The following is a 25,905-nucleotide window of genomic DNA, read 5'->3' as shown; positions in this document are numbered from 1 at the left end:
ATCACTCTCAAGCCGGCTGATCCTCGCCGCCTTCGAACAGCTGGATCGGAGCGCCTGGCATGATGGTCGAGATCGCGTGCTTGTAGACCAGCTGCGAATGACCGTCGCGCCGAAGCAGCAAACAGAAATTGTCGAACCAGGTCACGATGCCCTGGAGCTTCACTCCGTTGACCAGAAAGATCGTCAGTGGCGTTTTGGTTTTGCGAACGTGATTGAGGAAGGTGTCCTGTAGGTTTTGTGCGCGGTCTGCCGCCATTGTTTTTTTCTCGCTTTGAGTTTCTTTTTATTGCACCGGAAGCGACCCTGTTTTCAAATTGGGCCTTCCTCCGGTTGCCGCTCCTCATGAGATCCCCCTCGGAGGAACGGCTGGTCGATTAGAGGACAGGTGGACATTTTAGGCAAGCCGCTTCACGCGGCACGACGCGCCCTATTTCTCCGAAAAACTACGGAAATAGATGATTTTTCCCAGATATCGGCCGCGGCGTCGAGCTTAGCCGACCCCGAGCGCCTTCAACTTCCGGTGTAGCGCCGACCGTTCCATGCCAACAAACTCGGCCGTGCGAGAAATATTTCCTGAGAAACGGCTGATCTGGGCAATCAAATAGTCGCGCTCGAACACTTCACGTGCCTCGCGCAGCGGCAGGCCCATGATGTGCTCGCCATTGTTGCTGGTCGGCATCGCCGGCACCATCGAGCCAACGTCCTGGGGCAGCATGTCGGCGGTGATGATCACCTCCGGCCCGCCCGCGGCCAGAATCATGACTCGCTCAACGTTGTTGCGGAGCTGACGCACATTGCCCGGCCAGACATGCGATTGCAGCACCGCCATCGCGTCCTGGCCGATCTGCCGTTTCGGCAGGCCGCTGCCGGCCGAGATCTGCTCCATGAAATAGTCGATCAATTCAGGAATGTCCTCGCGCCGTTCCGACAGCGCGGGCACGCGAATCGGCACCACCGAGAGCCGGTGATAGAGGTCCTCGCGGAAATGGCCGGCCGCGATCTCCTCTTCGAGGTTGCGCGCGGTCGAGGAGATGATGCGGACGTCGACCTGCACCTTGGCGGTGCCGCCGACGCGCTGGAACGACTGCTCGACCAGCACGCGCAGAATCTTGTTCTGGGTCTCGCGCGGCATGTCCGCGATCTCGTCGATGAACAGCGTGCCGCCATGGGCCTCTTCCAGCGCACCGGGCTTGCGCGGATGCTCGCCGTTGGACTGTTCGACGCCGAACAGCTCGTGCTCCATGCGCTCCGGCGTGATCGCCGCGGCGTTGATGACCACGAAGGGGCCGTCGGCGCGGCCCGAGGCCATATGCAGCGTGCGCGCGGTCAATTCCTTGCCGGCGCCGGCGGGGCCGACGATCAGGATGCGGCTGTTGGCCTTGGCGGCGCGCTCGATGGTCTGGCGCAGCTGGTTCATGCTCGGCGAGCGGCCGACCAGCGAGCTTGCGCTCGGCGCGAGCTGCTTCAGCTCCTTGACCTCGCGCTTGAGGCGCGAGTTTTCCAGCGCCCTGGTGGCGACCAGAATGAGACGGTCGGCCTTGAAAGGCTTCTCGATGAAATCATAGGCGCCGCGCTTGATTGCGGCGACGGCGGTCTCGATGTTGCCGTGACCGGAGATCATCACCACTGGCAGATCGGCATTGTCCTTCTTGACCTGCTCCAGGAGCTGCAAGCCGTCGAGCTTGGAGCCCTGCAGCCAGATGTCGAGGAACACCAGATGCGGCCGCCGGTTGGCGATCTCGGCCAGCGCCGAGTCGCTGTCGCGCGCGGTCCGCGTGACAAAACCCTCGTCTTCGAGGATTCCCGCAACGAGATCCCGAATATCGGCCTCATCATCGACAATCAGAATTTCACTTGCCATGGGTCGCGCCTGTCTTCTCAGCTGCCTGTTGAGGCTTCGATTTTCGTTGAATCATTGGTCTTTTCAGCCGGCTCTTTGGTTTCGGCCGCCGGCTCTTTTGTTGCCTGCGCCGTAGCAGAGTCCTTGGCGGAATTTGGGGCCGTTTCCCTGATTTCGGGCGTGGTTGCGCCCTTGGCGGTGTCCGTCACCGCTGCCCCGGGCTCGGCACCTTCGGCCTTCTTGGCCTGTCCGGAGATCGCAAAGCGCATGCGCATCCAGGCGCCGCGCTGGCCTTCGCGGAAGTCGGAGGCGTCCTTCAGCTCGATGCGGCCGCCATGGTCTTCCAGCACGCGGCCGACGATGGCAAGGCCAAGGCCGGTGCCCTTGGCGCGCGTCGTCACATAGGGCTCGAGCAGCCGCGAGCGCGCAACCTTGGGCAGGCCAATGCCGTTGTCGATGACGTCGATCAAGACGTCGTCGCCCTCGCGCGACACCACGACGTCGATGCGGCCTTTGCCGAGCTCTTCCGGCGGGACCTGCTCGATCGCCTCGGTGGCGTTTTTGACGATGTTGGTGACCGCCTGCGAGATCAGCCGGCGGTCGAACTGGGCGCGCAGCGGATCTTCTTTGAACTCGGCCTCGATATCGAGCTCGGGATGGGCGACCTTCATCAGGAACACGGCCTGCCGCACGGTGTCGGCGACATCCTCGCCTTCCATCACGGGTTTTGGCATCCGCGCAAAGCGCGAGAATTCGTCGACCATGCGCCTGATGTCGTCGACCTGGCGCACGATGGTGTCGGTGCATTGGTCGAAGATCTGCTTGTCCTTGGCCTCGGTGATGTCCTTGCCGAACTTGCGGCGGATGCGCTCGGCCGAGAGCTGGATCGGTGTCAGCGGGTTCTTGATCTCGTGGGCGATGCGGCGGGCGACATCGCCCCAGGCCGAGGTGCGCTGCGCCGAGACCAGCTCGGTGATGTCGTCGAGCGTGATGATGTAGCTGTCGTGCGGCTGGTTCTTCTCGGCGCTGACTCGGACCGAGAGATTGCGCTCGGTGCCGTCGCGCGTGATCGTGATCTGGCCCTGCACCAGGCGCTGGGTGCCTTCCCGCGACGCCTTCATCATCTCGTCGAGCTCGGGCAGCACGTCGGAGAGCGGATGGCCGAGCGTCTCGGCCTCGGAATGCCCGATCAGCTTCTCGGCGGAGCGGTTGAGGATGCCGACGCTGCCCGAGGTGTCGACGCCGATGATGCCGGCGCTGGCCGAGGACAGCACCGCCTCGATGAAGCGGCGGCGGCTGTCGATGAGGTCGCTGGCATTGACGAGCTCGTCGCGCTGGCTGCGCAATTCCTGCGTCATCTTGTTGAACGTCTCACCAAGCTGGGCGAGATCGCCTTCCGATTGATGCACGGGCACCTTCACATGGAGATCGCCGGTCGACACGGTGTGAGCCGCATTCATCAGCCGCCTGATCGGTGCCACCAGCGAGTTGGCGAAGTTGAGGCCGATCAGCACGGAAGCCATCAGGATGGTCAGCGCGATCACCGCGAACATCAGCGCGAACGCGACCTGGATGCCGAGCCGGCGCGACTCGATCTGGGCATATTCGGCGACGCTGATCTCCGTCTGGTTGACCTGACTGACCACGTTCGGGTCGAGCGGACGGGCGACATACAGGAACGTATCGTTGAAGGCGCGCAGGCGGATCACGGCAGCGACGGAGCTCGCGTCCGGAAGGATCGCGATTTCCGGCTCGGTCTCTTTGACGTTGCTGAGGAATTCCGGCGCGGGCGGCGAATAGGTCAGCCGCATGCCGGTGTCGGCGGACTCCAGGATGTTGGTGCTCTTGTCGATGATCATCGCGCCCGGCAAGTTGCGGGACGCGGCGCTGGCCGTCAGAATTTCGCGGAACGACCGCCGATCCTGATCATAGAGCGGCCGCGCGTGAGCTATGTCGTTGGCCATTCCAAGAATGTCGCCCTGGATCAGCTGGGCATGGTCGTTCATGTAGGCCCGCGCGATCGTCAGCGAGTTCTGGATCACTTCCTTGGTGGGCCCCGAGAACAGCCGGTCGAGACCGCGCTCGATGGTGACGTTGGCGACGACGGCGACCAGCACCGCCGGCAGCACGGCAACGATCGAGAACAGGCTGACGATCTGGACATGAAGGCGCGCCGCCGCCCGTCCCCGCCGCCGGGCCAGGATCAGCTGCCAGAGCTCGCGGACGATGATGCCGACCAGCAGCAAAATCGTGCCGGCATTGATCAGGTAGAACGAGCGCACCACTTCCGGCGTCGGCTCGATCTTGGCCAGACCGGTCAGGACCAGGAAAGTCAGGAGCGCCGAGAGCAGCGCCAGGGCCACCGCAAATGGTGCCAGCCAGCGTCGCGCAGACCAGCGCCGGGGCTCTTCGGCTGGGGCCGTGTCAAAGGATGCGGCCGAGGTGTCTGCGCTGGTCATTCCGGCAATGGTGCTGAAAACGTGGGTCCGCTCTGGGCGGAGACTGATGTATTCCTACCACATTGTTGCTGAGACGCGACAGTGTCAAATAGCCACGCGATCTCAGCGGCTTACCGAATTCAACTTCTTCTTTTAGCCACGATTTCCCAAAACGGAAGGTCGGGATTCGAGAGCTTCTCGCTGTCGGTGCCCCGGCCGGTAGCTGCGGTGGAACGGGGTCCGTCCGTGGTCCGCAACGGCGCCGCGGACCGGCGGCCCGCGCAGTCAATACCCCGGTGACCCCGGAGGACATCCCCGCTTCGGTGATGTCAGCTGATCGCCCCGGCGCTGCCAGCTCAATCCTGCCTGCGCCGATCGAGGCGTTTTCGCTGAGCCCTCATGCGCCTGATCTCCTCGTTCAGCTCGTCGGTCTTTGCCTCGAGCCGCTGATCCCTGGATACTCGCTGATCGGCGCCGCGCAGCTTCTCGATCGTCTTTTCGACCGAGAGTTTGTTGATTTCAGCCATGACTTTCTCCATCCGGCGATGCAGCTCAGATTTTTGTGCCGAACATGGCACTCGCCGCCTTCATCGCGGACTCGCCCATGGTCTTGGCCTGGTCGGTGAGCGTGCGCATCTGGTCCTGGAAGAAGTCGGACTGAATCTTGAGGGCTTCCTGCACGTCCTGGACCTGGATCAGCTTCTCGCCGAGATCGAACGTCGCGGAGACGTTATGCTGCATCCGGGCGCAGATCTCTTTTGCCTGGCCCGAAATCGACAGGGGCGAAGAGCTGAGCCCCTTCTCCAGCAGATCGAAATATTCCGCATTCGCCTTGCGCAAGCGTCCGAGCGTCTCTCCGAGCATCGTTCGGATTGTTTCTGCGGACGGGTTGAAGTCAGCCATGCGTCACTCCCTTGGTTATGCGGCAAGTCCGCCGAAGCAGGCGCCGAAATAGCCGGCATAGAGCGCGGGGACCTCGAGGTTCATCGAATGCCCGACGCCGGGCACGATCACGAGACGGCAATCCGGCATCGCCGCAGTCATGGCACGAAGATCGGCCGGCGCGATCCAGCCGTCCCGCTCGCCCCACAACACCAGATGCGGGTGGCGCAGCTCCGGCATGCGCCGCTCCAGCTCGCGGCTCTCTTTTTCCCGCGTCAGATTCACCGGCGTTCCAATCCAGATGCCTTCGGAGACGCTGAAGGTCTGCTCGATGATGCGATCGAACAGCGCCTGGATGTCTCCCAGACCTTGGCGAAATTGCGGGATCATGTTTGGCGCCATACTCTCCGGCACGAACAGCGAGGAAGCCGCGGTCGCCATGATCGTCCGCGTCAATTCCTTGCTCGCCATCATCGCCCGAAACAGGCCGATCTGATCGGCATTGAAGGCCATGCCGAGCGGCGTCACCGGATCGAGCGCGAACACGCGGCCAAAGCGCTGCGGCTGGGCCAGCAGCATGCGCGCGGCAATGATGCCGCCGGTCGAATGCGTGGCAAGATGGCAATAGCCGATGCCCAGCGTATCGAGCGCGGCGAGCATGTCGTCGGCATGCTGCTGCATGGAGTAATTGGAATAATCCGCCGTGGCCCTGGGACGGTCGCTGTCGCCGCAGCCGCGCCAGTCGATGCCGATGACGCGAAGACCCGATGGAAACAGCGGCGCGGCGAGCTCGATCCAGTCCTTGCTGGCGAGATTGCCGTGGATGAAGACGACGGTGACGTCGCCCTGCCCCCACTCCCGCCAGCCAAGCTGGACTGCACCCGCCTGCACCCGCGGCATCAGATCATCCTATTTGTTCAACCCTGCCGTCGGCGCCGCGCCAGGCGGGGTCGGCGCCACGGGGATGGCCGAGGCGACGGCGCCCTTGATCATGCGGTCGGTGCCGAGTGGCGATGACGTATCCACTCGTCCCCTGGTCACGAAGTCGACGACATCGGCCGAATACTCCACCGGATTGTCGGTGTGGATGAAGTGTCCGGTCTCCGGGTAGATCTTGAGCATCGGCCGGTTTCCGACATTGGTCATGCGCGTCATGAAGGGCGTGATGACGTCGCGTCCGAGATCGGTCAGCCCGTTGAAAGCGGGCGTCGGGATGAACGGCTCCTTGTCGCCGAACGCCAGGAAAATCGGCGCCTTGATCTGCGTGACCCGCTCGTAAAGGTTCTTCGGATCATCCTGCTGGAGCTCTGATCCGATCGTGTAGATATCGAAGATGAAGACGTTGCACCATTGCTCGAGCTCTTTCGGATTGCCCTTGGTGAGCCCGACGCGCTGTTCGGTGTGGAAGCGGGCATATTCGCTGTCGCTGAAGAAGTAGCCACTCTTCGCCGCCGACACCACGCCGGTGTCGGGATCACGCTTCTTGAAGTAGAAGAAGTCGCGAATGCCCTGCTCGTCACGGGCCTTCTCCGCGGCCAGAATTCCGGTCTGGTCCCAGATCTGCTTCCATTTGTCGAAATCGCGGCCGAGACCAGCCTGGAACAAAGGTGCCTTCTTGTCCTTCGCGATCGTGATGTCGCGCGGATATTCCTCGAGGCCCGACGGCGCTTCGAGCGCCAGGCCCTGCACCGCGTCCGGCCAGGTCAGCGCATAGCCCACGACGAACTGGCCCCCGAGCGAGTGGCCGAGATAATAGGCCTTCTTGACGCCGAGCTGGTTGACGACCAGATCGTAGATGGTCTCGCGCATGTCCTGCATGGTGCGCGCCGGGCTCTTGTCGAGATTGCCCGGCCCCGACATGCCGTAGCCCGGCAAGTCAGGCACGATCACGCGCAGGCCGCTTCGCAGCGCGTATTGCATGATGTTGCCGTAGTGCCCGCCGAAGGCGCCCTTGCCATGGATGATGACGAGGACCTTCGGGTCCTTGTCGGTGCCGGCATACTCATCCATGTAGCCGATCTGCCAGGTATTGCCGATCTTGTCCTTGGCGTTGGCGTATTTGACCGGATAGGGATAGGTGACGAAGTCCTTCCAGAAGGATTTGCCCGGATCGATCTTCTCGGCGACTCCAGGAACACGATAATTCTTGTCGACGAACAGCTGGGCACGATCGAGCGCCGCCACGTCGTCCATGAAGGCGACGAATTTCGGATCGTTCTTGCGCTGGTTGATGATCGGAAATACGCCGTAATGGGCGACCGGACTTTCCTGCGCGATCAGGTCCGCGCCCGGCACGCGATCGACCGCCTTCTGAGCCAGCTTGAAATTCAGCCAGAGGTCATTGGTGATGTGCATCACCAGCGTGCGCGCCTGAATACGGCCGAGATACGGATTGATGTTGTGGGTCTCGCCGACCCGGTTGCGCAAGACGAGATCGACGGCGTCATAGAGCTTGGCACGATTGGTGACGTTCAGGCCCGCCTTCTCGTTCGGCGGATCCCAGTAGAAGATTTCAGGCTGTACCGCGGCCCAGTTCTGGGTCGTGCGATAGGCAAAATCGTAACCCGTCATGCCGAGGATCGACCAGCCGAAAGCGACGCCCGGCACCGGATGTTTCTCCTTGGGCAGGTTGTAATAGTCGCCCTTGGTCGCCTGCCAGACCGGATCGCCCTGGATCGCGGCAGTCATCATCTGGAAGGTCCAGTTGCCGACGGGGTCGTCGCCATCGGACTGCGTGGTGCCGCCGATCGGCATGATCGCGCTGACATATTCCGGATGCATCACGCCCCAGACATAGGTCTGCGTGCCGCCCATGGAGACACCGGTCACGAGCGCAACGCGCGCGACCTTCAGCTCGTCGCGGAGCAGGCGATAGTTTGCCTGCACCATGTCGTAGTAGCTGTATTGCGGAAACTTGATGCCGAGACCCTCGGACGGCTTGCTGGCGCCCCAGGTGCCGAGCGGATCGACCATAATGACGTAATAGCGATCGGTGTCGATCGGCCGGCCCGGTCCGATGATCGGGACGCCGCCCGAGAGTGGCGCCCCTTTGACCCACTGCTCATACATGTCGGTGGAGTCGCCGGAATAGTAGGAATTGACGACGACGGCATTGGTGATTTCGCCCTGCGCATTGCGCCGCGCGTTGCCGATCGCGATGTAGCTGGTGTGCAGCTTGCCCGCACCGAGCGATTCCAGCGTGACGCCGCCCTCGCCGCCGAGCTCAAATTTCGAGGGATCGGACAGATCATACTTGCCGCCAATCTTGAAGTTGGCGATCTCGTAGGTCTTTTTCAAACCATCATGTTGCACTTGCGACGAACGCCGCGTGAAAGGTTGTGCAACTGCGAGCGATGTGCCGACGAGCAGCAGGATGAGGCCGACGAGGCTGCGCCTTACGAATCCAGTCCCGATCATGATGGAGCCTCCCTTGCATTTTGACGGGACGCTAGACAGCTCGATCGGGCGAGCTTTGATCTAACTCAATGGAATGCGGCCCGTCGGATGAAGGATCGCGCAGTCGAAAACTGCTGGCGAACGCAATGCCCTTCCTCAGTCATGGCTCGTACCGGATCCGCTATGAGATTGACGGACCGGCAGACGCCCCCGCCTATGTGCTGGTGAATGGGCTTACGCAATATGCCGAGCTGTGGGCGGCCTACCGTGATGCGCTGCTGGCCCGGCATTTTCGCGTCGCCACATTCGACCTGCTCGGCCAGGGCGTCTCGGACAAGCCGGCGCTATTCATCAATCAGGACGATCATGTCGCCGTGCTCCACCGACTGATCGGCACGCTCGGCGACGGACCCGTGTTCCTCAGCGGTATCAGCTTCGGCGGTCTGATTGCGCTGCGCTATGCCATCGAACACGGCAAGCGTCTCTCCGGGCTGGTGCCGATGAGCTGTTTTGCCGAGCTGTCGCCGCAGCTGCTCTTGATCGGCAACGCGCTGCGTACCGGTCTCATCCTCGGCGGCACCAGCTACCTGCAGGACCTGCTGTTGCCAATGAACCTGTCTGACCGGTGGCTGAAGCCGCTGCTGGACAAGCTCGACGGCGTCAAGCGACAGGGTTGGCTCGTCAACGACGTCTATGCCCTGCAAAACCTGATGGAGTCCTTTCTGGACTTCCATCCGATCACCTCGCAGCTCTCGTCCATCGCCGTCCCGACCATGATCCTGAATGGCGAATTCGACTTCCTGACTCCCCGCTGCCTGCACGAGACGCTCCGCGTCGAAATCCCCGACAGTGCGCTGGTGATCATTCCGGAGGCCTATCACGCCTTCACCCTCGAGAAGGGGGCGCTCACCGCAGACCTGCTCGCGCGCTTTGCCGAGGACGTGCTGGCCGGGCGCTGGCAGGGCAACAAGGCCGTCTTGATCGCGGCCGGCGAGCCCGGCGGCGAGCTCTCGCCGTTTCCGGCCGGCTACGACCACCTGCGCGCGATTCCCGTGCAGAGGCCCTCGCCATGAGCGGCTTCCTCGGCCCGCTCGATGCTGACGGTCGGGTGCCGCCGCAGCAGCAGACGCGCGTGGCTGCCTTCCTGATCTCGGCGCATGGAGCGCTCGCGCGGCAGTTTGCTCTGGCGCTGCCGTTGCGGATCGAGGCTGCCTGGCAGACCGAATTGAACGCGCAGTTCTATCGCGAGTCCGAGATCGTCTCGTTGCTGCAGCGCGCGACCATTTGGGTGCCGGATATCGCCCTGGGCTACATGGCCGCTTCGTGGGAGGCGGCCTGGCTTCCTCCACCAACCGGATTGACTGGGGATCGCAGCCTTGCGCCATCAGTCAATCTCGCCACGCTTGCGCACGCCGTTCACGCCGCCATTCGCCCGGCAGCGCTGCTGCCGACCGAGGCCAGTCCGGCCGATCCCTTCGTCCTGGCGCTGCGGCGCATCGAGTTCGAGAGCGGTCGTTTGCTCCAGGCGCAAATCCTGTTCCTGAAAGGGCCTGAGCTCTTGCCCTTCCGCGATGCCGTCAGCGCGGCGCTGGAGCAGCGGCACAATGAGGTGCGCAGGCTCTGGCGCGAGATGCTGGCAAGCATCGGCATCGACCCACGCGAATGATCGGAAGCCTTGACGCAGATCAACGATGGCAATCTGTCGTCCCGGAACATCAGTCCATCACCATGTCCGCTTCCGCCGATCGGAGTTCCATCGATGAAGGCCGTTTCCATCGAAGAAGCAGTTGCGATGATCCCCGCCGGTGCAAGCCTCATGGTCGGAGGATTCATGGGTGTTGGAACGCCGGAACGCCTGCTCGACGAACTCGTGCGGCAGAAGAAGACCGGGCTGACCCTGATTTGCAATGATGCAGCCACCCCGGGAAAGGGTGTCGGCAAGCTGTTCGATGCGGCGCTGGTCGCTCGCTTGACCGCCACCCATATCGGCCTCAATCCCAAGGCGCAGCAACAGATGCTGGCGAACCAGATTGCCGTCGATCTCGTCCCGCAGGGTACCTTCGTCGAGCGCATTCGCGCAGGCGGATGCGGTCTCGGCGGGGTTCTGACCCCCACGGGGGTCGGCACGTTGGTTGCTGAAGGCAAGCGTGAGATCGAGGTCCACGGTAAGCCATTCCTGCTGGAGACCGCGCTGCGAGCGCAGTTCGCGCTGGTGCATGCATTCCTCGCCGACTATCTCGGCAACCTCGCCTACGCGCTGACGTCGCGCAATTTCAATCCCGTCATGGCGATGGCCGCCGACACGGTCATCGTCACCGCGGAGAACATCGTGCCCGTCGGCGTCATCGCACCCGATCACGTCGTGACGCCGGCACCGCTCGTCGACTACCTCATCACCAACGGGTGACACATGGACCCGCAGATCATCATCGCCCGGCGCGTCGCCAAGGAACTGAGAAGCGGCAATCTCGTCAATCTCGGCATCGGAATCCCGACCCTGGTCGCAAACTACGTCCCATCCGATCTCAAAGTCTTCTTCCAATCAGAGAACGGGTTGATCGGCACCGGCCCAATTCCGGAGCAAGGCATGGAGCACCCGACGCTCACCGATGCCGGCGGCCGTCCGATCAGTGCGCTGCCGGGCGCGGCCACCTTCGACAGCGCGATGTCGTTCGGGCTGATCCGCGGCGGCCATGTCGACGTGACCGTGCTCGGAGGCCTCCAGGTAGATAGCTCCGGCCATCTCGCCAACTGGATGATCCCGGGCAAGATGGTGCCCGGCATGGGCGGCGCGATGGATCTCGTGACGGGTGCCAAGCGCGTCGTCGTCGCCATGCAGCATGCGGCCAAGGGCAAGTCCAAGATCGTCGCCAAATGCACGCTGCCGCTGACCTCGGCGCGGCCCGTGGATCTGGTCGTCACCGACATGGCGGTGATCGGCTTTCCCGGCGGCAAGGCCACTCTGCTGGAAACCGCGCCCGGCGTCACCGTCGGTGAGGTCCTGGCGGTGACCGAAGCCGAGCTGGCGATCCCTGAAACCGTGCCGGAAATGAAGATCTGACGAGGCCAGGCCATGCGGATATTCAGCGATTTCGACGACATCAAATCCGCCGTCGGCACCGAGATCGGCGTCAGCGACTGGGTCGAGGTGTCGCAGGATCGCATCAACCAGTTCGCGGCGGCGACCTGCGACGAGCAGTGGATCCATGTCGATCAGGAACGCGCGGCTAAGGAAATGCCTGGCGGCAAGACCATCGCCCACGGCCTGCTCTCGCTGGCGCTCGCGCCCCTCTTCATCCGCTCCGTGATCGGCCTGAAAGGCTTGCGCAACACGCTGAATTACGGCGCCGATCGCATCCGTTATCTGGCACCGGTTCCGGCCGGCTCAAAGCTGCGCGGCCGCGTCACCGTTGCGGAAGCCGAGGACGTGCCGCCGGACGGCCTGCGCGTCAACTATCACCTCGTCATTGAGATCGCGGGCGGCAAGAGGCCCGCCTGCGTCGCTGAGCTCATCGCCTTGCATTATCGTTGAGCGCGTTCAATCGATGATGTGATAGCCACCATCGATATAGAGCACCCCGCCGGTGATCAGCTTGGCGCCGTCGAGCGCGAGGAAAGCGGTGGCATTGCCGACATCGTCGATGCTGACGAGGCTGCGCGATGGCGCCTTTGACTGCGCCTTGTCCATCAGCTCGTCGAATTCAGGAATGCCGGAGGCAGCACGGGTCGCCAGCGGTCCCGGCGAGATTGCGTGGACGCGGATGCCCTTCGGACCCAGCTCGGCCGCGATGTAGCGGACGGAGGCTTCGAGCGCGGCTTTGGCGACGCCCATCACGTTGTAATTCTCCACCACCATCTGGCTGCCGTAATAGGTCATGGTGAACAGCGTGCCGCCGTTCTTCATCAAGGGTTCGGCGAGATGGGCCATCCGCATGAACGACCAGCACGAGACGTCCATGGTCTTGAGGAAGCCGTCGCGACCGACGTCGACGACGCGGCCATGCAGCGCCTCCTTGGGCGAGAAGGCGATGGAATGGAGCAGGAAATCGAGCTGGCCCCACTCGGTCGCGATGCGCTCGAATACCGCCTCGGTCTGGCCCTCGACCATCACGTCCATCGGCATGAAGATCGGCGCCTCCAGCGCCTGGGCCAGCGGCTCGACATGCTTCTTGGCGCGGTCGTTCAAATAAGTCACGGCGAGATCCGCACCGAGCGCGCGGAACGCTCGCGCGCATCCCCAGGCGATCGACTGGTCGTTGGCGATGCCGACGATCAGCCCCTTCTTCCCCTTGAGCGCCACCTTGCTGTCCGGAAATACGGGGATCATGACACCCTCTCAGATCTTGTGTTGTGCGATTGGCCGTTCATCAGCAGCGACAGCGTGTGCTGGGCGATCATCAGCTCCTCGTCGGTCGGAACGACATAGACGGGAATGCGGCTGTCGGCATGGGAGATGAGGCGCGCATGGCGGGCATTCTCGCCTGCATCGAGCACCGCGCCGAGCCATTCGAGCCTGGCAGCAACGCGCGCGCGGATCGATGCGGAGTTCTCGCCGATACCGGCGGTGAACACGAAGGCATCGAGCCCTTGCAGCGCCGCGGCAAGCATTCCTGTGTTGAGGGCGATGCGGTAGACGAAATAGTCGATCGCGAGCCTTGCTTGCGAATCGTTGCTGGCCTCCAGCTCGCGCATGTCGTTGCTGATGCCGGAAAGGCCCTTCAGGCCACATTCGCGGTAGAGGAAGTCCTGCACTTTCGCTGGCGGCATGCCCTTCTCGGAGATCAGATAAAGCAGCACGCCGGGATCGATCTGTCCGGGTCGCGTTCCCATCGGCAGGCCGTCCAGCGCCGTGAAGCCCATGGTGCTCTCGACGCTGCGGCCCTCCTTGAGCGCGCACATCGAGGCGCCGCTGCCGAGATGGGCGACGATCACGCGCTGCTTGGCGATCGCGGGCGCGACATTCGGCAGCGTTCGGGCGATGTACTCGTAGGACAGGCCGTGGAATCCGTAGCGCCTGACGCCCTCGGCGTGAAGCTGATGCGGAATGGCATAGTGATCTGCGACGGCATCATGGTTGCGGTGAAAGGCGGTGTCGAAGCATGCCACCTGCGGCAGCTCCGGAAAATTCGCCAGCAATGAGCGGATCGGTGCGAGATTGTGCGGCTGGTGCAGCGGCGCCAGAGAAACAAATCGTTCGAGACGGGACACGACGCCATGGTCGATCAGGACCGGCTTTGAATAGTCCGGGCCGCCATGCACGACGCGGTGACCGACCGCGATGGGCGTGACCTGGAGCTCGTTGCGCAGCCAGTCTCCGGCAACGGCCATTGCCGAGGGAACATCGGGCACGGCCTCGATCGGATAGGCGCGATCGGCCAGGGACTGCCCGCCGGCGTCGCCGGCGCGCAGGCGTGGCCGGCTGCCGATGCCGTCCATCTGCCCCTTGATCTGCCGGCGCAGCCTGGCCTCGCCTTCGATCGAGTAGACCTGAAACTTGACGCTTGAGGAGCCGGCATTGACGACGAGGATGGTGTCCATGGCGGTCACGCGGCGACTGTCGGCGCGTGCTGGCGCCGGGCTGATGCGTAAAGCGCTGCGACCGCGCAGGACGCCATGCGCGCGCGCGGCGAGTCCGCGCGCGAGGTCAGTACGACCGGCACCCGTGCGCCCAGCACGATGCCGGCGCCATCGGCCTTGGCGAAATAAGCGAGGTTCTTGGCCAGCATGTTGCCGGCTTCGAGGTCCGGAACCATCAGGATCTGGGCTCGTCCCGCGACCTCGGAGACGATGCCCTTGATCCGCGCCGCCTCCGGGTCGATGGCGTTGTCGAATGCCAGCGGGCCGTCGAGCATGCCGTCGGTGATCTGGCCACGATCGGCCATCTTGCAGAGCGCCGCGGCCTCGATCGTGGACGGGATCTTCGAGGTGACCGTTTCGACTGCCGACAGGATTGCAACCCGCGGCGTCTTGCCGAAGCCGGCCTGGTTGTAGAGATCGATCGCGTTCTGGATGATGTCGCGCTTGGCATCGAGATCGGGGAAGATGTTGATCGCGGCATCGGTCACGAAAATCGTCTCGGCGTAGGCAGGCACGTCCATGACGAAGACATGGCTGATGCGCCTGTCGGTGCGCAGGCCGCCCGTCTTCGCCGTGACGGCGCGCATCAGTTCGTCCGTATGCAGGCTGCCCTTCATCAGCAGCTCGCCCCTGGCGGCATGGATCAGCTCGACACCCTTGGCCGCCGCATCCTCGCTGTGCGCGGCGTCGACGATCTCGAATCCGGACACGTCGAGGTCGAATTTTGCGGCCGTGTCCCTGATCTTCTTTTCGGGCCCGACCAGGATCGGCCGGATGATGCCCGCGCTGGCGCTGTCGACGGCACCGCGGAGCGAGGTCTCGTCGCAGGGGTGCACGACGATGGTCGGTGTCGCCGGCACCGCCTGCGCCGCCGCGATCAGCCGGTCGTACTTGCTGCCGGTCTTGTGCATCGTATTGGCCGACATCATGTCGCTCCCGTTTCCGCCAATCCGCGCTACGACGCCCGGGCCTGCGAGTCGAAAGGGGCGACGTTCGACATTGTCTCGCCCTCCCCGTCGAGGCCAAACAGCCCGGCAACACGGCTCAAGCGATTGGCGCGCTCGCCCGTGATCTCCTCGCTCGCCGACAACACCTCGCGCATCGCCGCGAAGGCCGCGCGCCGCTGGTTCATATCGGCGGGCAACAGGCTTGGGATGGCCGCCAACGCGCCCTCCCGGTCCAGCAGCAGCATGAAGAACTGCTCGCGCACCAGCATCTTGAATTCGGACAGCGTCATCCGGGGGCCGGCATGGTCGCGCCTGACCTGACGGAGCGCCTCGATGCTGCGCTCGTCCACCATGCCGCGCGCGGAGCCGACATAGAGCAGCGCGCGGATGGAGGCTTCACGGAGACCACCCTCGCCGATCTTCGCCTTCAATTCCGCAATGCGCTTTTCGAGCATGGCGCGATGCTCGTCCGACATCTCGCGGCGGCGCGACGGCACGGAATTGGGATCGATGCCGACCGCGGCCTGCAGCGCAGGTGAGCCATAGACGTTGAGGAAGATGGTCTCGCTGAGCGCCTCCTGGGTGTCGCGCCAGCTATCGAGCGCGTGCACGATCTGCTTCGAGATCTGCTCCTGGAAGGCCAGGAACGGATTGTCCTTCGACACCGGCCGGCGCTTCTCCTCGACACGATCGGCGGCCGCTTTCACCGTGGACATCCAGGGATTCTGGCTGCTGAACGCCTCGTACTGCATCCGCAACGGATGCATGTTGCGCGCCCAATCCGCCACCTGCGGCGTCACCATCTTCTTGACCCAGGGCTGCACGAATTTCTGATAGGCCGCCAGATTGAGCTCGGAGATGCGCTTGGCGGCCGCGAACCGCCGCTCGTCCTCGGGGGAATTGCCGCCCATCGCCCTGATGTCGTCGAGCGTTCGTGCCTCGCAGCGCATCACCCATTGCCCGGCCGCAAGATCGGCATTGAGCGTCTCGTCGCCCCTCGCCTCGAACGTCGCCTCGTAAAGCCCGGGGGGCAGCACGTCGATCAGGTCGATATTGCTGGAGAACTCGGCGTGCTCCTTCTTGGCGACGCCGCCGGACACGAAGATGCCGAGATGGCCGATGCTGTCGTGAACGGTGTAGACGATGGTCTGGCCATAGGCCCTGATCTCGTCGACATCGGCATAACAGTCGAGAATCCAGTCCAGCGCCTGCTGCGGCGGGGTGACATTGTCGCCCTTGGAGCAGAACACCACGATCGGCGAACGGATGTTGCGCAGATCGACCTTCTGGCCATCGGACATCTCGATGCGGCCGGCCGCGAGATTGTTGCCGATGAAGAGCTCGTCGACGATGAACTGGATCTCTTCCGCATTGAGGTTGACGTGGCCCCCCCACCAGCGCTCGAAATCGAGATAGCGCTCGGCCTCGGTGTCGACCTTGGAATAGACGTTGTATTGCTTGGTCCAGAGCGTGTTCGAGGGGTTCTGGTTCTCGAAATTCTGCACCAGCCAGGCGCCGTCGAACTTGCCGGCGCCGAGATCGCTGGCGAGCGCGGTGAGCCAGCTTCCGCCCAACAGGCCACCCGAATAGCGCATCGGATATTTGCCGTGGACGCCTGCCCAATACGCGAGCGGCGCGCCGGCAATGATCAGCGGACCGAACAGTTCCGGCCGCAGCGATGCCAGGATCATGACCGCCCAGCCGGCCTGACAATTGCCGATGACGCAGGGCTTGCCGTCGGCCTCGGGGTGACGGTTGATGACAGTTTCAAGAAACTTCGCTTCCGCCCGCGCGATGCGCTCGATCGTCTGGCCCGGCATGGGTTCGGGCAGGAACCCGATGAAATAACAGGGATGCCCGGCCTTCATCGCGACGCCGATCTCGCTGTCCGCCTTGAAGCCGCCGATGCCGGGGCCATGGCCTGCGCGCGGATCGACCACGACGAATGGTCGCCGGGTCATGTCGATCGTGACGTCCTTGGGCGGGATGATGCGCACCAGCGCGTAATTGACGGGCTCATCCAGCGTGCGGCCGTCGGTGATTAATTCGGCAGCATATTGCAGCACATGCGGTGCGGTCTGCGCGACATGCTCGCGATATTGGTCGCCGCGCTGGCGCATGATGTCCAGGAACAGCACGCTGCGCTGGCCGGCATCGACCAGATATTCCACGGCCGAGGCGACCAGCCCTGACATGGGACCATCAGGCAGCTTCAAATTTTCCATTGCCATGTTCGACCTCGTCGTGGGTGCGAGGTCATTCAAGGCGAGCCGCCACGGCTCACGTTGACATAGGTCAACGGTGGGCGACTTGCGCGCGCCGCCGCTACGCGGAACCCCTGTGAAGAAGAGGCAAGAAGACCGAGGTCGACGGCGGGAACGGATTGCAGCCTTTCCGGCTTAACCGGAATGGACAGATTCTTCCTCGCAACGATGGTTTCGGCGGTGTTGCTGCTGATCGTGGCCTCTGACCTCCTGGTCAACGGGCCAAGCAGGCAGGACCCGACCGTGGAGATGGCCAATATCCAGCCAGTCGCAGCGCGCCTGCTCAGATAGGCGCGAGGTGGCGTGCTGCGACGGCATGACGACAATTCGAATGTTCTAGCGGAACATATCAGCCCTATCAGGACTTCTGTCCTTCGCGCCTGCCACGAACAGCCAGCGCGATCCGGACAGGCTCAGCTCCGCTGTGGTAGGGGAGCTGAGCCACTCCTGCGCAAATGCACTCGGCGTTTGTCGCTGGGACTAGCCCCCGCTCCTGTACACCTGGATATCGAGATCCCGGATCTTCTTCCGCAGCGTGTTGCGGTTGAGGCCGAGCAGATCGGCGGCGCGGATCTGGTTGCCGCGGGTCGCGGCGAGCGCGGCCGTGAGCAGCGGTACCTCGATCTCCTTGAGGATGCGGTGATAGAGGCCGGGCGGCGGCACGCCGTTCGGGAAGCCCTGGAAGTGCGATGAGAGATAGGCTTCCACCGCGCCGCCAAGATTGTCGACACCTTGCTGGACCGCGGCCCCCGGACTGACCGAAGGCGGCGCCAGCTCGCCGTCGATGACGGAGGCGGTGATCACGTCCTGCGGGTAGAGCGCGGCGAGGCGACGGGCGAGGTTCTCCAGCTCGCGCACGTTACCGGGCCAGCGGTGCTGCTTCATCCGCTCCAGCGCGAGCCCATCGAGCTTCTTCGGCGGCAAGCCGTCCTTCTCGGCGAGCGCGAAGAAGTGACGCACGAGATCCGGAAGATCCTCGATGCGCTCGCGCAAGGGCGGCAGCCGCAGCGGCACGACGTTGAGGCGGAAGAACAGGTCCTCGCGGAACAGGCCCTGCTGGATCAAGACGCGCAGATCCTTGTTGGAGGCCGCAACGATGCGCACGTCGGTCTTGATCGGGGTGCGGCCGCCCACCGTGGTGTATTCGCCCTGCTGCAGCACGCGCAGCAGGCGGGTCTGTGCCTCCATCGGCATGTCGCCGATCTCGTCGAGGAACAGCGTGCCGCCTTCGGCCTGCTCGAAGCGGCCGGACGCACGCGTGTTGGCACCGGTGAAGGCGCCGCGCTCATGGCCGAACAGCTCGGATTCGATGAGGTCGCGCGGGATCGCCGCCATGTTGACCGCGACGAACGGGCCGTTGCGGCGCTTGCCGTAATCGTGCAGTGCGCGCGCCACCAACTCCTTGCCGGTGCCGGACTCGCCCGTGATCATCACGGTGAGGTCGGTCTGCATCAGACGCGCGAGCACGCGGTAGATTTCCTGCATCGCCGGCGAGCGGCCGACCAGCGGGATCGCCTCCATCTCTGCGTCATCGTCCGGCGACGAGACGCGTTCCTTCGGCTCGGCCAGCGCGCGGCCGACGATCGCGATTAGCTCCTTCAGGTCGAAGGGCTTTGGCAGATATTCATAGGCACCGCGCTCGGAGGCACGGATCGCCGTCATGAAGGTGTTTTGCGCGCTCATGACGATGACCGGCAAATTCGGCCGCATCTTCTTGATCCGCGGCAACAGGTCGAAGGCGTTTTCGTCCGGCATCACCACGTCGGTGATGACGAGATCGCCCTCCCCCTGGCTGACCCAGCGCCATAGCGTCGCGGCGTTGCCGGTCAGCCTGACTTCATACCCGGCCCGGGAAAGTGCCTGGTTGAGAACCGTGCGGATGGCGGTGTCGTCATCAGCGACGAGAATGCTACCTGCGGGCATTGTTAATCCTCATTTTGCCCCCTGTGATGCAGACGACGACTTCCCGGCAGAGCCGTCGCGACTGCTGTGATCTGTGTGTTTGACCGATGTCGAGTACATCGGCATCAGCACGCGGAAGGTGGTCTTGCGCGGCTGAGACTCGCATTCGATGATGCCGCCGTGATCGCCGACGATCTTGGCGACCAGAGCAAGACCGAGGCCAGAGCCGGTCTGCTTGGTGGTCACGAACGGGTCGAACAAATTGGGCAGAAGATCGTCCGGCACGCCTGGTCCATTGTCCCGCACGCAGAATTCGAGCGGCAGGGATACCCGGGATTTTTGACCGGGAACTGACAGGCGCACGCCGGGGCGGAACGCGGTGGTAAGCTGAATCTCGGCGTCGGGGACGTCGATCAAGGCTTCCGCGGCATTCTTCACCAGATTGAGGAACACCTGAATCAGCTGGTCCTGGTTGGCCAGCACCGGGGGGAGCGAAGGATCATAGTCCTCGATGAGGCGGATGTTGCGGGCAAAGCCCGACTGCGCCAGCCGCTTCACGTGATCGAGCACGGAGTGGATGTTGACGGGACCGCGCACCACGGGGCGCTCGTCGCCGAACACTTCCATGCGATCGACCAGCGTGACAATGCGGTCGGCCTCGTCGCAGATCAGGCGGGTCAACATGCGGTCTTCGGAGGATGCCTGCTGCTCCAGGAGCTGCGCCGCGCCGCGGATGCCGGAGAGCGGATTCTTGATTTCATGCGCGAGCATCGCTGCTAGCGCTATCACCGAGCGCGCAGCGCTGCGGTGGGTGAGCTGGCGGTCCATCTTGTCGGCGATGGAGCGCTCCTGGAGCATCACGACGATATGGCCGGGCCGCTCGGTGAGCGGGGCGACATGCAGATCGACCTGGCGATCGCCGCCCATGCGCGGCGTGCCCAGATCGACCTTGTATTCGTTGACCGGCGAGTTCGACGACCGCACCTGGTCGATCAGCGCCAGCAAGGGGCTGCCGAACGGCACCAGCTCTTTCAGCGACTGCCGCTTCAGGAACTGCGTCGAGATATCGAAGAAGGCTTCGGTCGCAATATTGGCGGCGACGATCTTGCCGTCCGGCCCGATCAACAGCACGGGATTGGGCAAGGCATCGAGGATCGCCTCGCTGTCGGCGGGTTTGCGATGGTCCGCGGCTGAGCTCATGCAGCAGCGCTCCATGCAAAATCGTCGAAGGCATCCTGTAGCGATCGGTGGACCAGGCCCGGATCCTCGGAGGTCAAGATCTTCTGGCGCCAGGCCTTCAGCGTCGGGGCTGGCGCACCGCTGGCGTCGGCCGCGACATCGAGCGCCCAGCCAAGATGTTTGCGCGCATGCTTGAGCCCGACCCGCAGGCCATAGAGTGCGCAGACGCCCTCATAAAGCGTGCGGACATAATGCAGCTGCGTCGCGAGCGAGGGCGTGGCTTCAGCCGCCCCACCCTTCAGCCGTCGCCCGATTTCGCCGGGCAGCCAGGGCTGGCCGTTGGCGCCGCGACCGATCATCACGGCATCGGCGCCGGAGGCCTCGAGCGCCGCGAGGGCCCTGTCGTAAGAGGTGATGTCGCCATTGACGACGAGCGGAATCGAGATGGCCTCGCGCACGGCGCGGATCGCATCCCAATCGGCCTCGCCCTTGTAGAACTGGCAACGGGTGCGGCCGTGAACGGTGACGAGCCTGACGCCGGCGGCCTCCGCGCGCCGCGCTAGCTCCGGCGCGTTGCGGGTGCGATCGTCCCAGCCGAGCCGCATCTTCAGCGTCACCGGCACTTTCACCGCTGATATCGTCGCCTCGATCAGGCCGACGGCGTGATCGAGATCGCGCATCAGGGCCGAGCCTGATTGGCCGCCGGTGACGTGACGGGCCGGACAGCCCATGTTGATATCGATGATGTCGGCGCCCTCGGCCTCGGCAATCCGGGCGCCCTCCGCCATCCAATGCGCCTCGCAGCCGGCGAGCTGGACCACATGGGGCCCAACCCCGGTCGCTTCGCAGCGCAACCGCGACATCCGGTGACCATTGGCGAGCTCGTCACTGGCCGTCATTTCGGAGACGACCAGGCCGGCCCCCAGCTCGGCGGCCAGACGGCGGACGGGTGAGTCCGTCACTCCCGACATCGGTGCCAGGAAGACCGGACTGGCGATTTCAATATCGCCTATTTTCAACGGCTTAGAGCCTGATACTGCCGAGCCGGTCACGGGGGTCTCGTTGCCTGGGCAGCGCCTCATCGCGCCTGCCATGATCTATCTTGCGCACAATTCTTGTGCAGTCAAGCGCCATGCCTACAGTTTAGACAGTTCTGCAGATCTTTCAAGTGCAGTGCAGCAAAATGCTGAATCCCACAATCCCGGGAAACCCCCTTTTTTTGCGGGCCTGCCGTGCTAGAGGCATGCCGGCAATCACCTCACTCCGACTCTTCCCTTAGCAGTTGAATATTTGAGTCCTATGGCGAAATCACAGCGCACCGCAGTCGTTCTCGTCGCGGCCGGACGTGGCCTGCGCGCAGGCGCCGGTGGCCCCAAGCAATATCGAGAGATCGGCGGCGTTCCCGTGATCTACCGCGCCATGGAGGCGTTCAGCACCCATCCCGAAGTATCAGCCGTGCAGCCGGTGGTGAACCCTGATGACAGCGCCATGTTCACGGCGGCGGTCGCAGGCCTCAAGCACGAGGCACCGGCCAATGGCGGCGCGACGCGCCAGGCTTCGGTGCTGGCGGGTCTCGAAGCGCTGGCGCAGCACCAGCCCGACATCGTCCTGATTCATGACGCCGCGCGTCCGTTCGTCTCGGCGGGCGTGATCTCGCGCGCGATCGAGGCGGCCAGCCGCACCGGCGCGGCCATCCCCGTCGTCCCCGTCACCGATACCATCAAGGTCACGAGCGCTGACGGCGATGTCGAGGACACGCCGGACCGCGCGCGTTTGCGAGTAGCCCAGACGCCGCAATCCTTTCGTTTCGATGTCATCCTCGAGGCGCATCGTCGCGCGGCCAAGGACGGGCGATCTGATTTCACCGATGATGCCGCGATCGCCGAATGGGCGGGATTGACGGTTGCGACCTTTGAAGGCGATGTTGCCAATATGAAGCTGACCACACCCGAGGATTTCGTGCGCGAGGAAGCGCGCCTGGCCAGCCTGCTCGGTGATATCAGGACCGGCACCGGCTACGACGTGCACGCCTTCGGCGAAGGCGACCATGTCATGCTCTGCGGCGTGCGCGTGCCGCACACGAAAGGCTTTCTGGCTCATTCCGACGGTGACGTCGGCCTGCATGCCCTGGTCGATGCGATTCTCGGCGCGCTCGCCGACGGCGACATTGGTTCGCACTTCCCGCCGAGCGATGCGAAGTGGAAGGGCGCCTCCTCCGACCAGTTCCTGAAATACGCCATCGAGCGCGTCACCGCGCGCGGCGGCCGTATCGCCAATCTCGAGGTCACCATGATCTGCGAGCGACCGAAGATCGGCCCGCTGCGTGACGTCATGCGCGCGCGCATCGCCGAGATCTCAGGCGTCGACATCTCCCGCGTCGCGGTGAAGGCAACCACCAGCGAGCGGCTCGGCTTCACCGGCCGCGAGGAAGGCATCGCGGCCACCGCGAGCGCCACCGTCCGCCTGCCCTGGAGCGCGTAGGATCATGGGAGGCAGCGACGCACGCGCCCTCTCCCGCTCGCTGCTCGATTTGTGCCGGATGCGCAAGCTGACGATCGCGACCGCCGAGTCCTGTACCGGCGGCCTCGTCGCCGGCGCACTCACCGACATCCCCGGCTCGTCCGACGTCATTGACCGCGGCTTCGTCACCTATTCCAACGACGCCAAGCGCGCGATGCTGGGCGTCGAGGCCAGCACGCTTGCCAATTTCGGCGCGGTCAGCAAGGAGACCGCGACCGCAATGGCAGTCGGTGCGCTTGAACGGGCGGACGTCGATCTTGCCGTTGCGATCACCGGCATCGCGGGTCCCGGCGGCGCCACGCCGGGCAAGCCGGTCGGCCTCGTGCATTTCGCCGCTGCCGCGCGCGACGGCCGCATCATCCATCGCGAGCAGCGCTTCGGCGCGATCGGCCGCACCGCGGTGCGCCAGCGTTCGGTGGTCGAAGCGCTGCGCATGCTGATGGAGCTCGCCCGTGGCCCGCAAGTCGCGGCCAAGCCGCAACGCGCCGCCGCGAGCCGCCTGCGTCCCCGCGTGACGCGCACGCCGCGCCGGCATGCGGCAAAGCGCAGGCCGCCACGATCACCGAGGGGATAGCAAGTCCCGCAGACCGGATGAAGCGCAGCGCAATCCGGGACTTTTATGTTCGCGGAGGGAATCCCGGATTGCGCTGCGCTCCATCCGGGCTACAAGCAAACTACGACGACGCCAGCTTCGGCCGGCCATAGATCGCATCCGCCCTTTTTTCGAATGCGGTTGAAAACCGCGCAAACGCGGCGTCAAACATCGAGCCCATCAGCATTGCCAGCATGCGACTCTTGAATTCATAGGCGAGGAAGAAGCCGACGTCGCAGAATTCATTGCCGTTCTGCTGGCCCTTCGGCTCGAAGGTCCAGCGGTTTTCGAGATTACTGAACGGGCCTTGCAGATATTCGACCAGGATTTTCAGATTGGCGCGGTCGAGCGTCACGCGGCTGGTGAAGGATTCCTTGACCAGCTTGAACGACACCGTCATGTCGGCGACCAGCACCTCGGTGCCGTCAGGCTTGGCCATGCGCTGGCGGATCTTCAGTGCGCTGCACAGGGGCACGAATTCCGGGTAACGCTCGACGTCGGCGACCAGATCAAACATCTCGGATGCGCTGTGATTGACACGGCGCTTGCTCGAAAATCGGGGCATATCGGTTCAGCGCGCGGTCGCAGCCCGCGCGGCCTTCAGTCTCGCAAAGTCCTCGCCGGCGTGATGCGACGAGCGGGTCAGCGGGCTCGCCGACACCATCAGGAAGCCCTTGGTATAGGCAACCTTTTCGTAAGAGCTGAACTCGTCGGGCGGCACGTAGCGCATCACGGCGTGATGCTTGCGGGTCGGCTGGAGATATTGCCCGATGGTCAGGAAATCGACGTCGGCCGAGCGCAGATCGTCCATCACCTGCTGCACCTCGTGGCGCTCCTCGCCGAGGCCGACCATGATGCCGGACTTGGTGAAGATGGCGGGATCGAGCTCCTTGACCCGCTGCAGCAGCCGGATCGAGTGGAAATAGCGCGCACCCGGCCGCACCGTGAGATAGCGCGACGGCACGGTCTCGAGATTGTGGTTGAAGACGTCGGGCCGCGCGGCCACGACGACTTCGAGCGCCCCCTCCTTGCGCAGGAAGTCCGGCGTCAGGATCTCGATCGTCGTCGAGGGACAGGCAGCACGGATTGCGCGGATGGTCTGGGCAAAGTGCTCGGCGCCGCCGTCGGCGAGATCGTCGCGGTCGACGGAGGTGATGACCACGTGAGCGAGACCCAGCTTGGCGACAGCCTCGGCGACGTTCTGCGGCTCGGCCGCATCCAGCGCGTTGGGCAGGCCGGTCTTGACATTGCAGAAGGCGCAGGCCCGGGTGCAGGTGTCACCCATGATCATGAAGGTCGCGTGCTTCTTGTCCCAGCACTCGCCGATGTTCGGGCAGCCCGCCTCCTCGCACACCGTGTGCAGGCCGTTGGCGCGCACGATATTGCGGGTGTCGGCATAGCCGCGGGTGTTGGGCGCGCGCACGCGGATCCAGTCCGGCTTCGGCGGCGAAGCGGAATCAGGACGATTCACCTTCTCGGGGTGGCGCGGGCGCAGCGGGTTCGTGATGGTATCGACAATAACGACCATGATCTGTCCGGTCTGTTCAGGTCCTACCTAGTCGGTCTGGCTGCTTGCCGCAACCCGGCTCGCGCCGCTTCAGGGAACATGGCAGATATGGGCAATATCCTGCTCAGTTCTCAGGCGATTCTCACCTCGAATGGCTCCAGTCTCGAAGTCTTCCACACCCCGGCTCGGCAAGGCCCTGAAGCGCAGCTTTTTCGACCGCGACGTCCGCGAGGTCGCGTCCGACCTGATCGGGGCGACCATGCTGGTCGACGGCGTCGGCGGGATCATCGTCGAGGTCGAGGCCTATCATCATACCGAGCCGGCGGCACATTCCTACAATGGCCCGACCCCGCGGAACCAGATCATGTTCGGTCCGCCCGGCTTTGCCTATGTCTACCGCTCCTACGGCATCCACTGGTGCGTCAACTTCGTCTGCGAGGCGGAAGGCTCGGCTTCCGCCGTGCTGATCCGCGCGCTGGAGCCGACGCATGGTTTGGCTGCGATGCGTCGCCGCCGCCATCTCCAGGAGGTGCACGCGCTGTGCTCGGGCCCAGGCAAACTGACCGAGGCCCTCGGCATCACCATCGCGCACAACGCCCTGCCCCTGGACCGGCCGCCGATCGCGCTGCATGCACGGACGGAGGATGTCGAGGTCGCAACCGGCATCCGGATCGGCATCACCAAAGCTGTCGATCTGCCCTGGCGCTATGGTGTCAGGGGCTCGAAATTCCTCAGCAAGCCGTTCCCGAAGTAACTGTCATTCCGGGATGGTCCGAAGGACCAGACCTCAGGTGCACGATTGCGCACCGGGGAATCTCGAGATTCCGGGTTCGGCTCTCCGAGCCGCCCCGGAATGACGTT

25 protein-coding genes are annotated in these 25,905 nt (G+C 64.0%); 9 read left to right on the top strand and 16 right to left on the bottom strand.

The window, feature by feature from the left end:
- Nucleotides 1–7: 7 nt before the first annotated feature.
- The 7 genes from hfq to XH98_RS12655 form a co-directional block, all read right to left on the bottom strand.
- Nucleotides 8–256, bottom strand: a complete 249-nt coding sequence (hfq, locus tag XH98_RS12685; RefSeq protein ID WP_007591126.1) for an RNA chaperone Hfq — start codon at nucleotides 254–256, stop codon at nucleotides 8–10.
- 234 nt (nucleotides 257–490) lie between these two features.
- Entirely contained in the window at nucleotides 491–1,861 is a 1,371-nt protein-coding gene (gene ntrX, locus XH98_RS12680; protein ID WP_057754991.1) for a nitrogen assimilation response regulator NtrX, read from the bottom strand.
- Nucleotides 1,862–1,878: 17 nt separating this feature from the next.
- Nucleotides 1,879–4,299: a sensor histidine kinase gene (locus XH98_RS12675; protein WP_271598800.1), complete on the bottom strand. Its 2,421-nt coding sequence runs from the start codon at nucleotides 4,297–4,299 to the stop codon at nucleotides 1,879–1,881.
- A gap of 335 nt (nucleotides 4,300–4,634) precedes the next feature.
- Nucleotides 4,635–4,805 carry a hypothetical protein gene (locus XH98_RS12670; protein WP_271618761.1) on the bottom strand — a complete coding sequence of 57 codons (171 nt, stop codon included), beginning with the start codon at nucleotides 4,803–4,805 and terminating at the stop codon, nucleotides 4,635–4,637.
- A 25-nt stretch (nucleotides 4,806–4,830) separates the two neighbouring features.
- On the bottom strand, nucleotides 4,831–5,181 hold the full coding sequence (locus XH98_RS12665; protein ID WP_271618760.1) for a phasin: 351 nt from the start codon (nucleotides 5,179–5,181) through the stop codon (nucleotides 4,831–4,833).
- A gap of 15 nt (nucleotides 5,182–5,196) precedes the next feature.
- Complete coding sequence (locus XH98_RS12660; RefSeq protein WP_271598797.1) at nucleotides 5,197–6,060, bottom strand: alpha/beta fold hydrolase; 864 nt, start codon at nucleotides 6,058–6,060, stop codon at nucleotides 5,197–5,199.
- A gap of 9 nt (nucleotides 6,061–6,069) precedes the next feature.
- Nucleotides 6,070–8,577: an alpha/beta hydrolase gene (locus tag XH98_RS12655; protein ID WP_271598796.1), complete on the bottom strand. Its 2,508-nt coding sequence runs from the start codon at nucleotides 8,575–8,577 to the stop codon at nucleotides 6,070–6,072.
- 125 nt (nucleotides 8,578–8,702) lie between these two features.
- On the opposite strand from XH98_RS12655, the gene XH98_RS12650 reads away from it, so the two are divergent.
- The 5 genes from XH98_RS12650 to XH98_RS12630 all read left to right on the top strand — a co-directional run bounded on the left by XH98_RS12650 (nucleotide 8,703) and on the right by XH98_RS12630 (nucleotide 12,088).
- On the top strand, nucleotides 8,703–9,629 hold the full coding sequence (locus XH98_RS12650; RefSeq protein ID WP_271598795.1) for an alpha/beta fold hydrolase: 927 nt from the start codon (nucleotides 8,703–8,705) through the stop codon (nucleotides 9,627–9,629).
- Nucleotides 9,626–10,222, top strand: a complete 597-nt coding sequence (locus tag XH98_RS12645; protein WP_271598794.1) for a hypothetical protein — start codon at nucleotides 9,626–9,628, stop codon at nucleotides 10,220–10,222. The genes XH98_RS12650 and XH98_RS12645 overlap by 4 nt, the downstream gene beginning before the upstream one ends.
- 93 nt (nucleotides 10,223–10,315) lie before the next feature.
- The gene (locus tag XH98_RS12640) at nucleotides 10,316–10,963 is read left to right on the top strand and encodes a CoA transferase subunit A (protein WP_220006516.1); all 648 of its coding nucleotides are present in this window, start codon (nucleotides 10,316–10,318) and stop codon (nucleotides 10,961–10,963) included.
- 3 nt (nucleotides 10,964–10,966) lie between these two features.
- On the top strand, nucleotides 10,967–11,617 hold the full coding sequence (locus XH98_RS12635) for a 3-oxoacid CoA-transferase subunit B (RefSeq protein WP_271598793.1): 651 nt from the start codon (nucleotides 10,967–10,969) through the stop codon (nucleotides 11,615–11,617).
- A gap of 12 nt (nucleotides 11,618–11,629) precedes the next feature.
- The gene (locus XH98_RS12630) at nucleotides 11,630–12,088 is read left to right on the top strand and encodes a MaoC family dehydratase (RefSeq protein WP_271618759.1); all 459 of its coding nucleotides are present in this window, start codon (nucleotides 11,630–11,632) and stop codon (nucleotides 12,086–12,088) included.
- A gap of 6 nt (nucleotides 12,089–12,094) precedes the next feature.
- Here the strand turns inward: XH98_RS12630 and fabI are convergent, their stop codons facing one another.
- The 4 genes from fabI to XH98_RS12610 are packed head-to-tail and all read right to left on the bottom strand — an operon-like array spanning nucleotide 12,095 to nucleotide 17,311.
- Nucleotides 12,095–12,883 (bottom strand): enoyl-ACP reductase FabI, encoded by a 789-nt coding sequence (gene fabI, locus XH98_RS12625; protein WP_271598792.1) that lies wholly within the window; start codon nucleotides 12,881–12,883, stop codon nucleotides 12,095–12,097.
- Nucleotides 12,880–14,094: an acetate/propionate family kinase gene (locus XH98_RS12620; protein WP_271618758.1), complete on the bottom strand. Its 1,215-nt coding sequence runs from the start codon at nucleotides 14,092–14,094 to the stop codon at nucleotides 12,880–12,882. Before XH98_RS12620 ends, fabI begins: the two co-directional genes overlap by 4 nt.
- Nucleotides 14,095–14,099: 5 nt before the next feature.
- Complete coding sequence (locus XH98_RS12615; RefSeq protein ID WP_442868570.1) at nucleotides 14,100–15,062, bottom strand: phosphate acetyltransferase; 963 nt, start codon at nucleotides 15,060–15,062, stop codon at nucleotides 14,100–14,102.
- Nucleotides 15,063–15,088: 26 nt separating this feature from the next.
- Complete coding sequence (locus XH98_RS12610) at nucleotides 15,089–17,311, bottom strand: DUF3141 domain-containing protein (protein WP_271618757.1); 2,223 nt, start codon at nucleotides 17,309–17,311, stop codon at nucleotides 15,089–15,091.
- Between the two features lie 177 nt (nucleotides 17,312–17,488).
- Between XH98_RS12610 and XH98_RS12605 the strand changes: the two genes are divergently transcribed.
- Nucleotides 17,489–17,635: a hypothetical protein gene (locus tag XH98_RS12605; RefSeq protein WP_271598788.1), complete on the top strand. Its 147-nt coding sequence runs from the start codon at nucleotides 17,489–17,491 to the stop codon at nucleotides 17,633–17,635.
- A gap of 189 nt (nucleotides 17,636–17,824) precedes the next feature.
- Here the strand turns inward: XH98_RS12605 and ntrC are convergent, their stop codons facing one another.
- Genes ntrC through dusB form a run of 3 tightly spaced genes read right to left on the bottom strand, consistent with a single transcriptional unit; the run spans nucleotide 17,825 to nucleotide 21,444 of the window.
- Nucleotides 17,825–19,267 carry a nitrogen regulation protein NR(I) gene (ntrC, locus tag XH98_RS12600; protein WP_271618756.1) on the bottom strand — a complete coding sequence of 481 codons (1,443 nt, stop codon included), beginning with the start codon at nucleotides 19,265–19,267 and terminating at the stop codon, nucleotides 17,825–17,827.
- 9 nt (nucleotides 19,268–19,276) lie between these two features.
- Nucleotides 19,277–20,446, bottom strand: a complete 1,170-nt coding sequence (locus XH98_RS12595; protein ID WP_220006843.1) for a two-component system sensor histidine kinase NtrB — start codon at nucleotides 20,444–20,446, stop codon at nucleotides 19,277–19,279.
- Nucleotides 20,443–21,444: a tRNA dihydrouridine synthase DusB gene (gene dusB / locus XH98_RS12590; RefSeq protein ID WP_271618791.1), complete on the bottom strand. Its 1,002-nt coding sequence runs from the start codon at nucleotides 21,442–21,444 to the stop codon at nucleotides 20,443–20,445. Before dusB ends, XH98_RS12595 begins: the two co-directional genes overlap by 4 nt.
- Nucleotides 21,445–21,724: 280 nt before the next feature.
- Between dusB and XH98_RS12585 the strand changes: the two genes are divergently transcribed.
- Together XH98_RS12585 and XH98_RS12580 are read left to right on the top strand one after the other, a co-directional pair.
- Nucleotides 21,725–22,906: a bifunctional 2-C-methyl-D-erythritol 4-phosphate cytidylyltransferase/2-C-methyl-D-erythritol 2,4-cyclodiphosphate synthase gene (locus XH98_RS12585; RefSeq protein WP_271618755.1), complete on the top strand. Its 1,182-nt coding sequence runs from the start codon at nucleotides 21,725–21,727 to the stop codon at nucleotides 22,904–22,906.
- 4 nt (nucleotides 22,907–22,910) lie between these two features.
- Nucleotides 22,911–23,519: a CinA family protein gene (locus XH98_RS12580; RefSeq protein ID WP_271598785.1), complete on the top strand. Its 609-nt coding sequence runs from the start codon at nucleotides 22,911–22,913 to the stop codon at nucleotides 23,517–23,519.
- Nucleotides 23,520–23,619: 100 nt separating this feature from the next.
- Here XH98_RS12580 and XH98_RS12575 read toward each other — a convergent pair whose 3' ends face one another.
- Together XH98_RS12575 and lipA are read right to left on the bottom strand one after the other, a co-directional pair.
- A complete protein-coding gene (locus XH98_RS12575; RefSeq protein ID WP_271598784.1) occupies nucleotides 23,620–24,102 on the bottom strand; it encodes a type II toxin-antitoxin system RatA family toxin in 483 nt (160 codons plus the stop codon).
- A gap of 6 nt (nucleotides 24,103–24,108) precedes the next feature.
- The gene (lipA, locus tag XH98_RS12570) at nucleotides 24,109–25,065 is read right to left on the bottom strand and encodes a lipoyl synthase (protein WP_220006839.1); all 957 of its coding nucleotides are present in this window, start codon (nucleotides 25,063–25,065) and stop codon (nucleotides 24,109–24,111) included.
- 130 nt (nucleotides 25,066–25,195) lie between these two features.
- On the opposite strand from lipA, the gene XH98_RS12565 reads away from it, so the two are divergent.
- Nucleotides 25,196–25,798, top strand: coding sequence for a DNA-3-methyladenine glycosylase (locus XH98_RS12565; RefSeq protein WP_057754944.1), 603 nt, complete (start codon nucleotides 25,196–25,198; stop codon nucleotides 25,796–25,798).
- The last annotated feature ends 107 nt before the right edge of the window (nucleotides 25,799–25,905 follow it).

Source organism: Bradyrhizobium sp. CCBAU 51745 (genome assembly GCF_028128715.1).
Lineage (GTDB): Bacteria > Pseudomonadota > Alphaproteobacteria > Rhizobiales > Xanthobacteraceae > Bradyrhizobium > Bradyrhizobium manausense.
The sequence above is the reverse complement of the archived record's forward strand: the minus strand, read 5'-3'. Positions and strand labels throughout refer to the sequence as shown.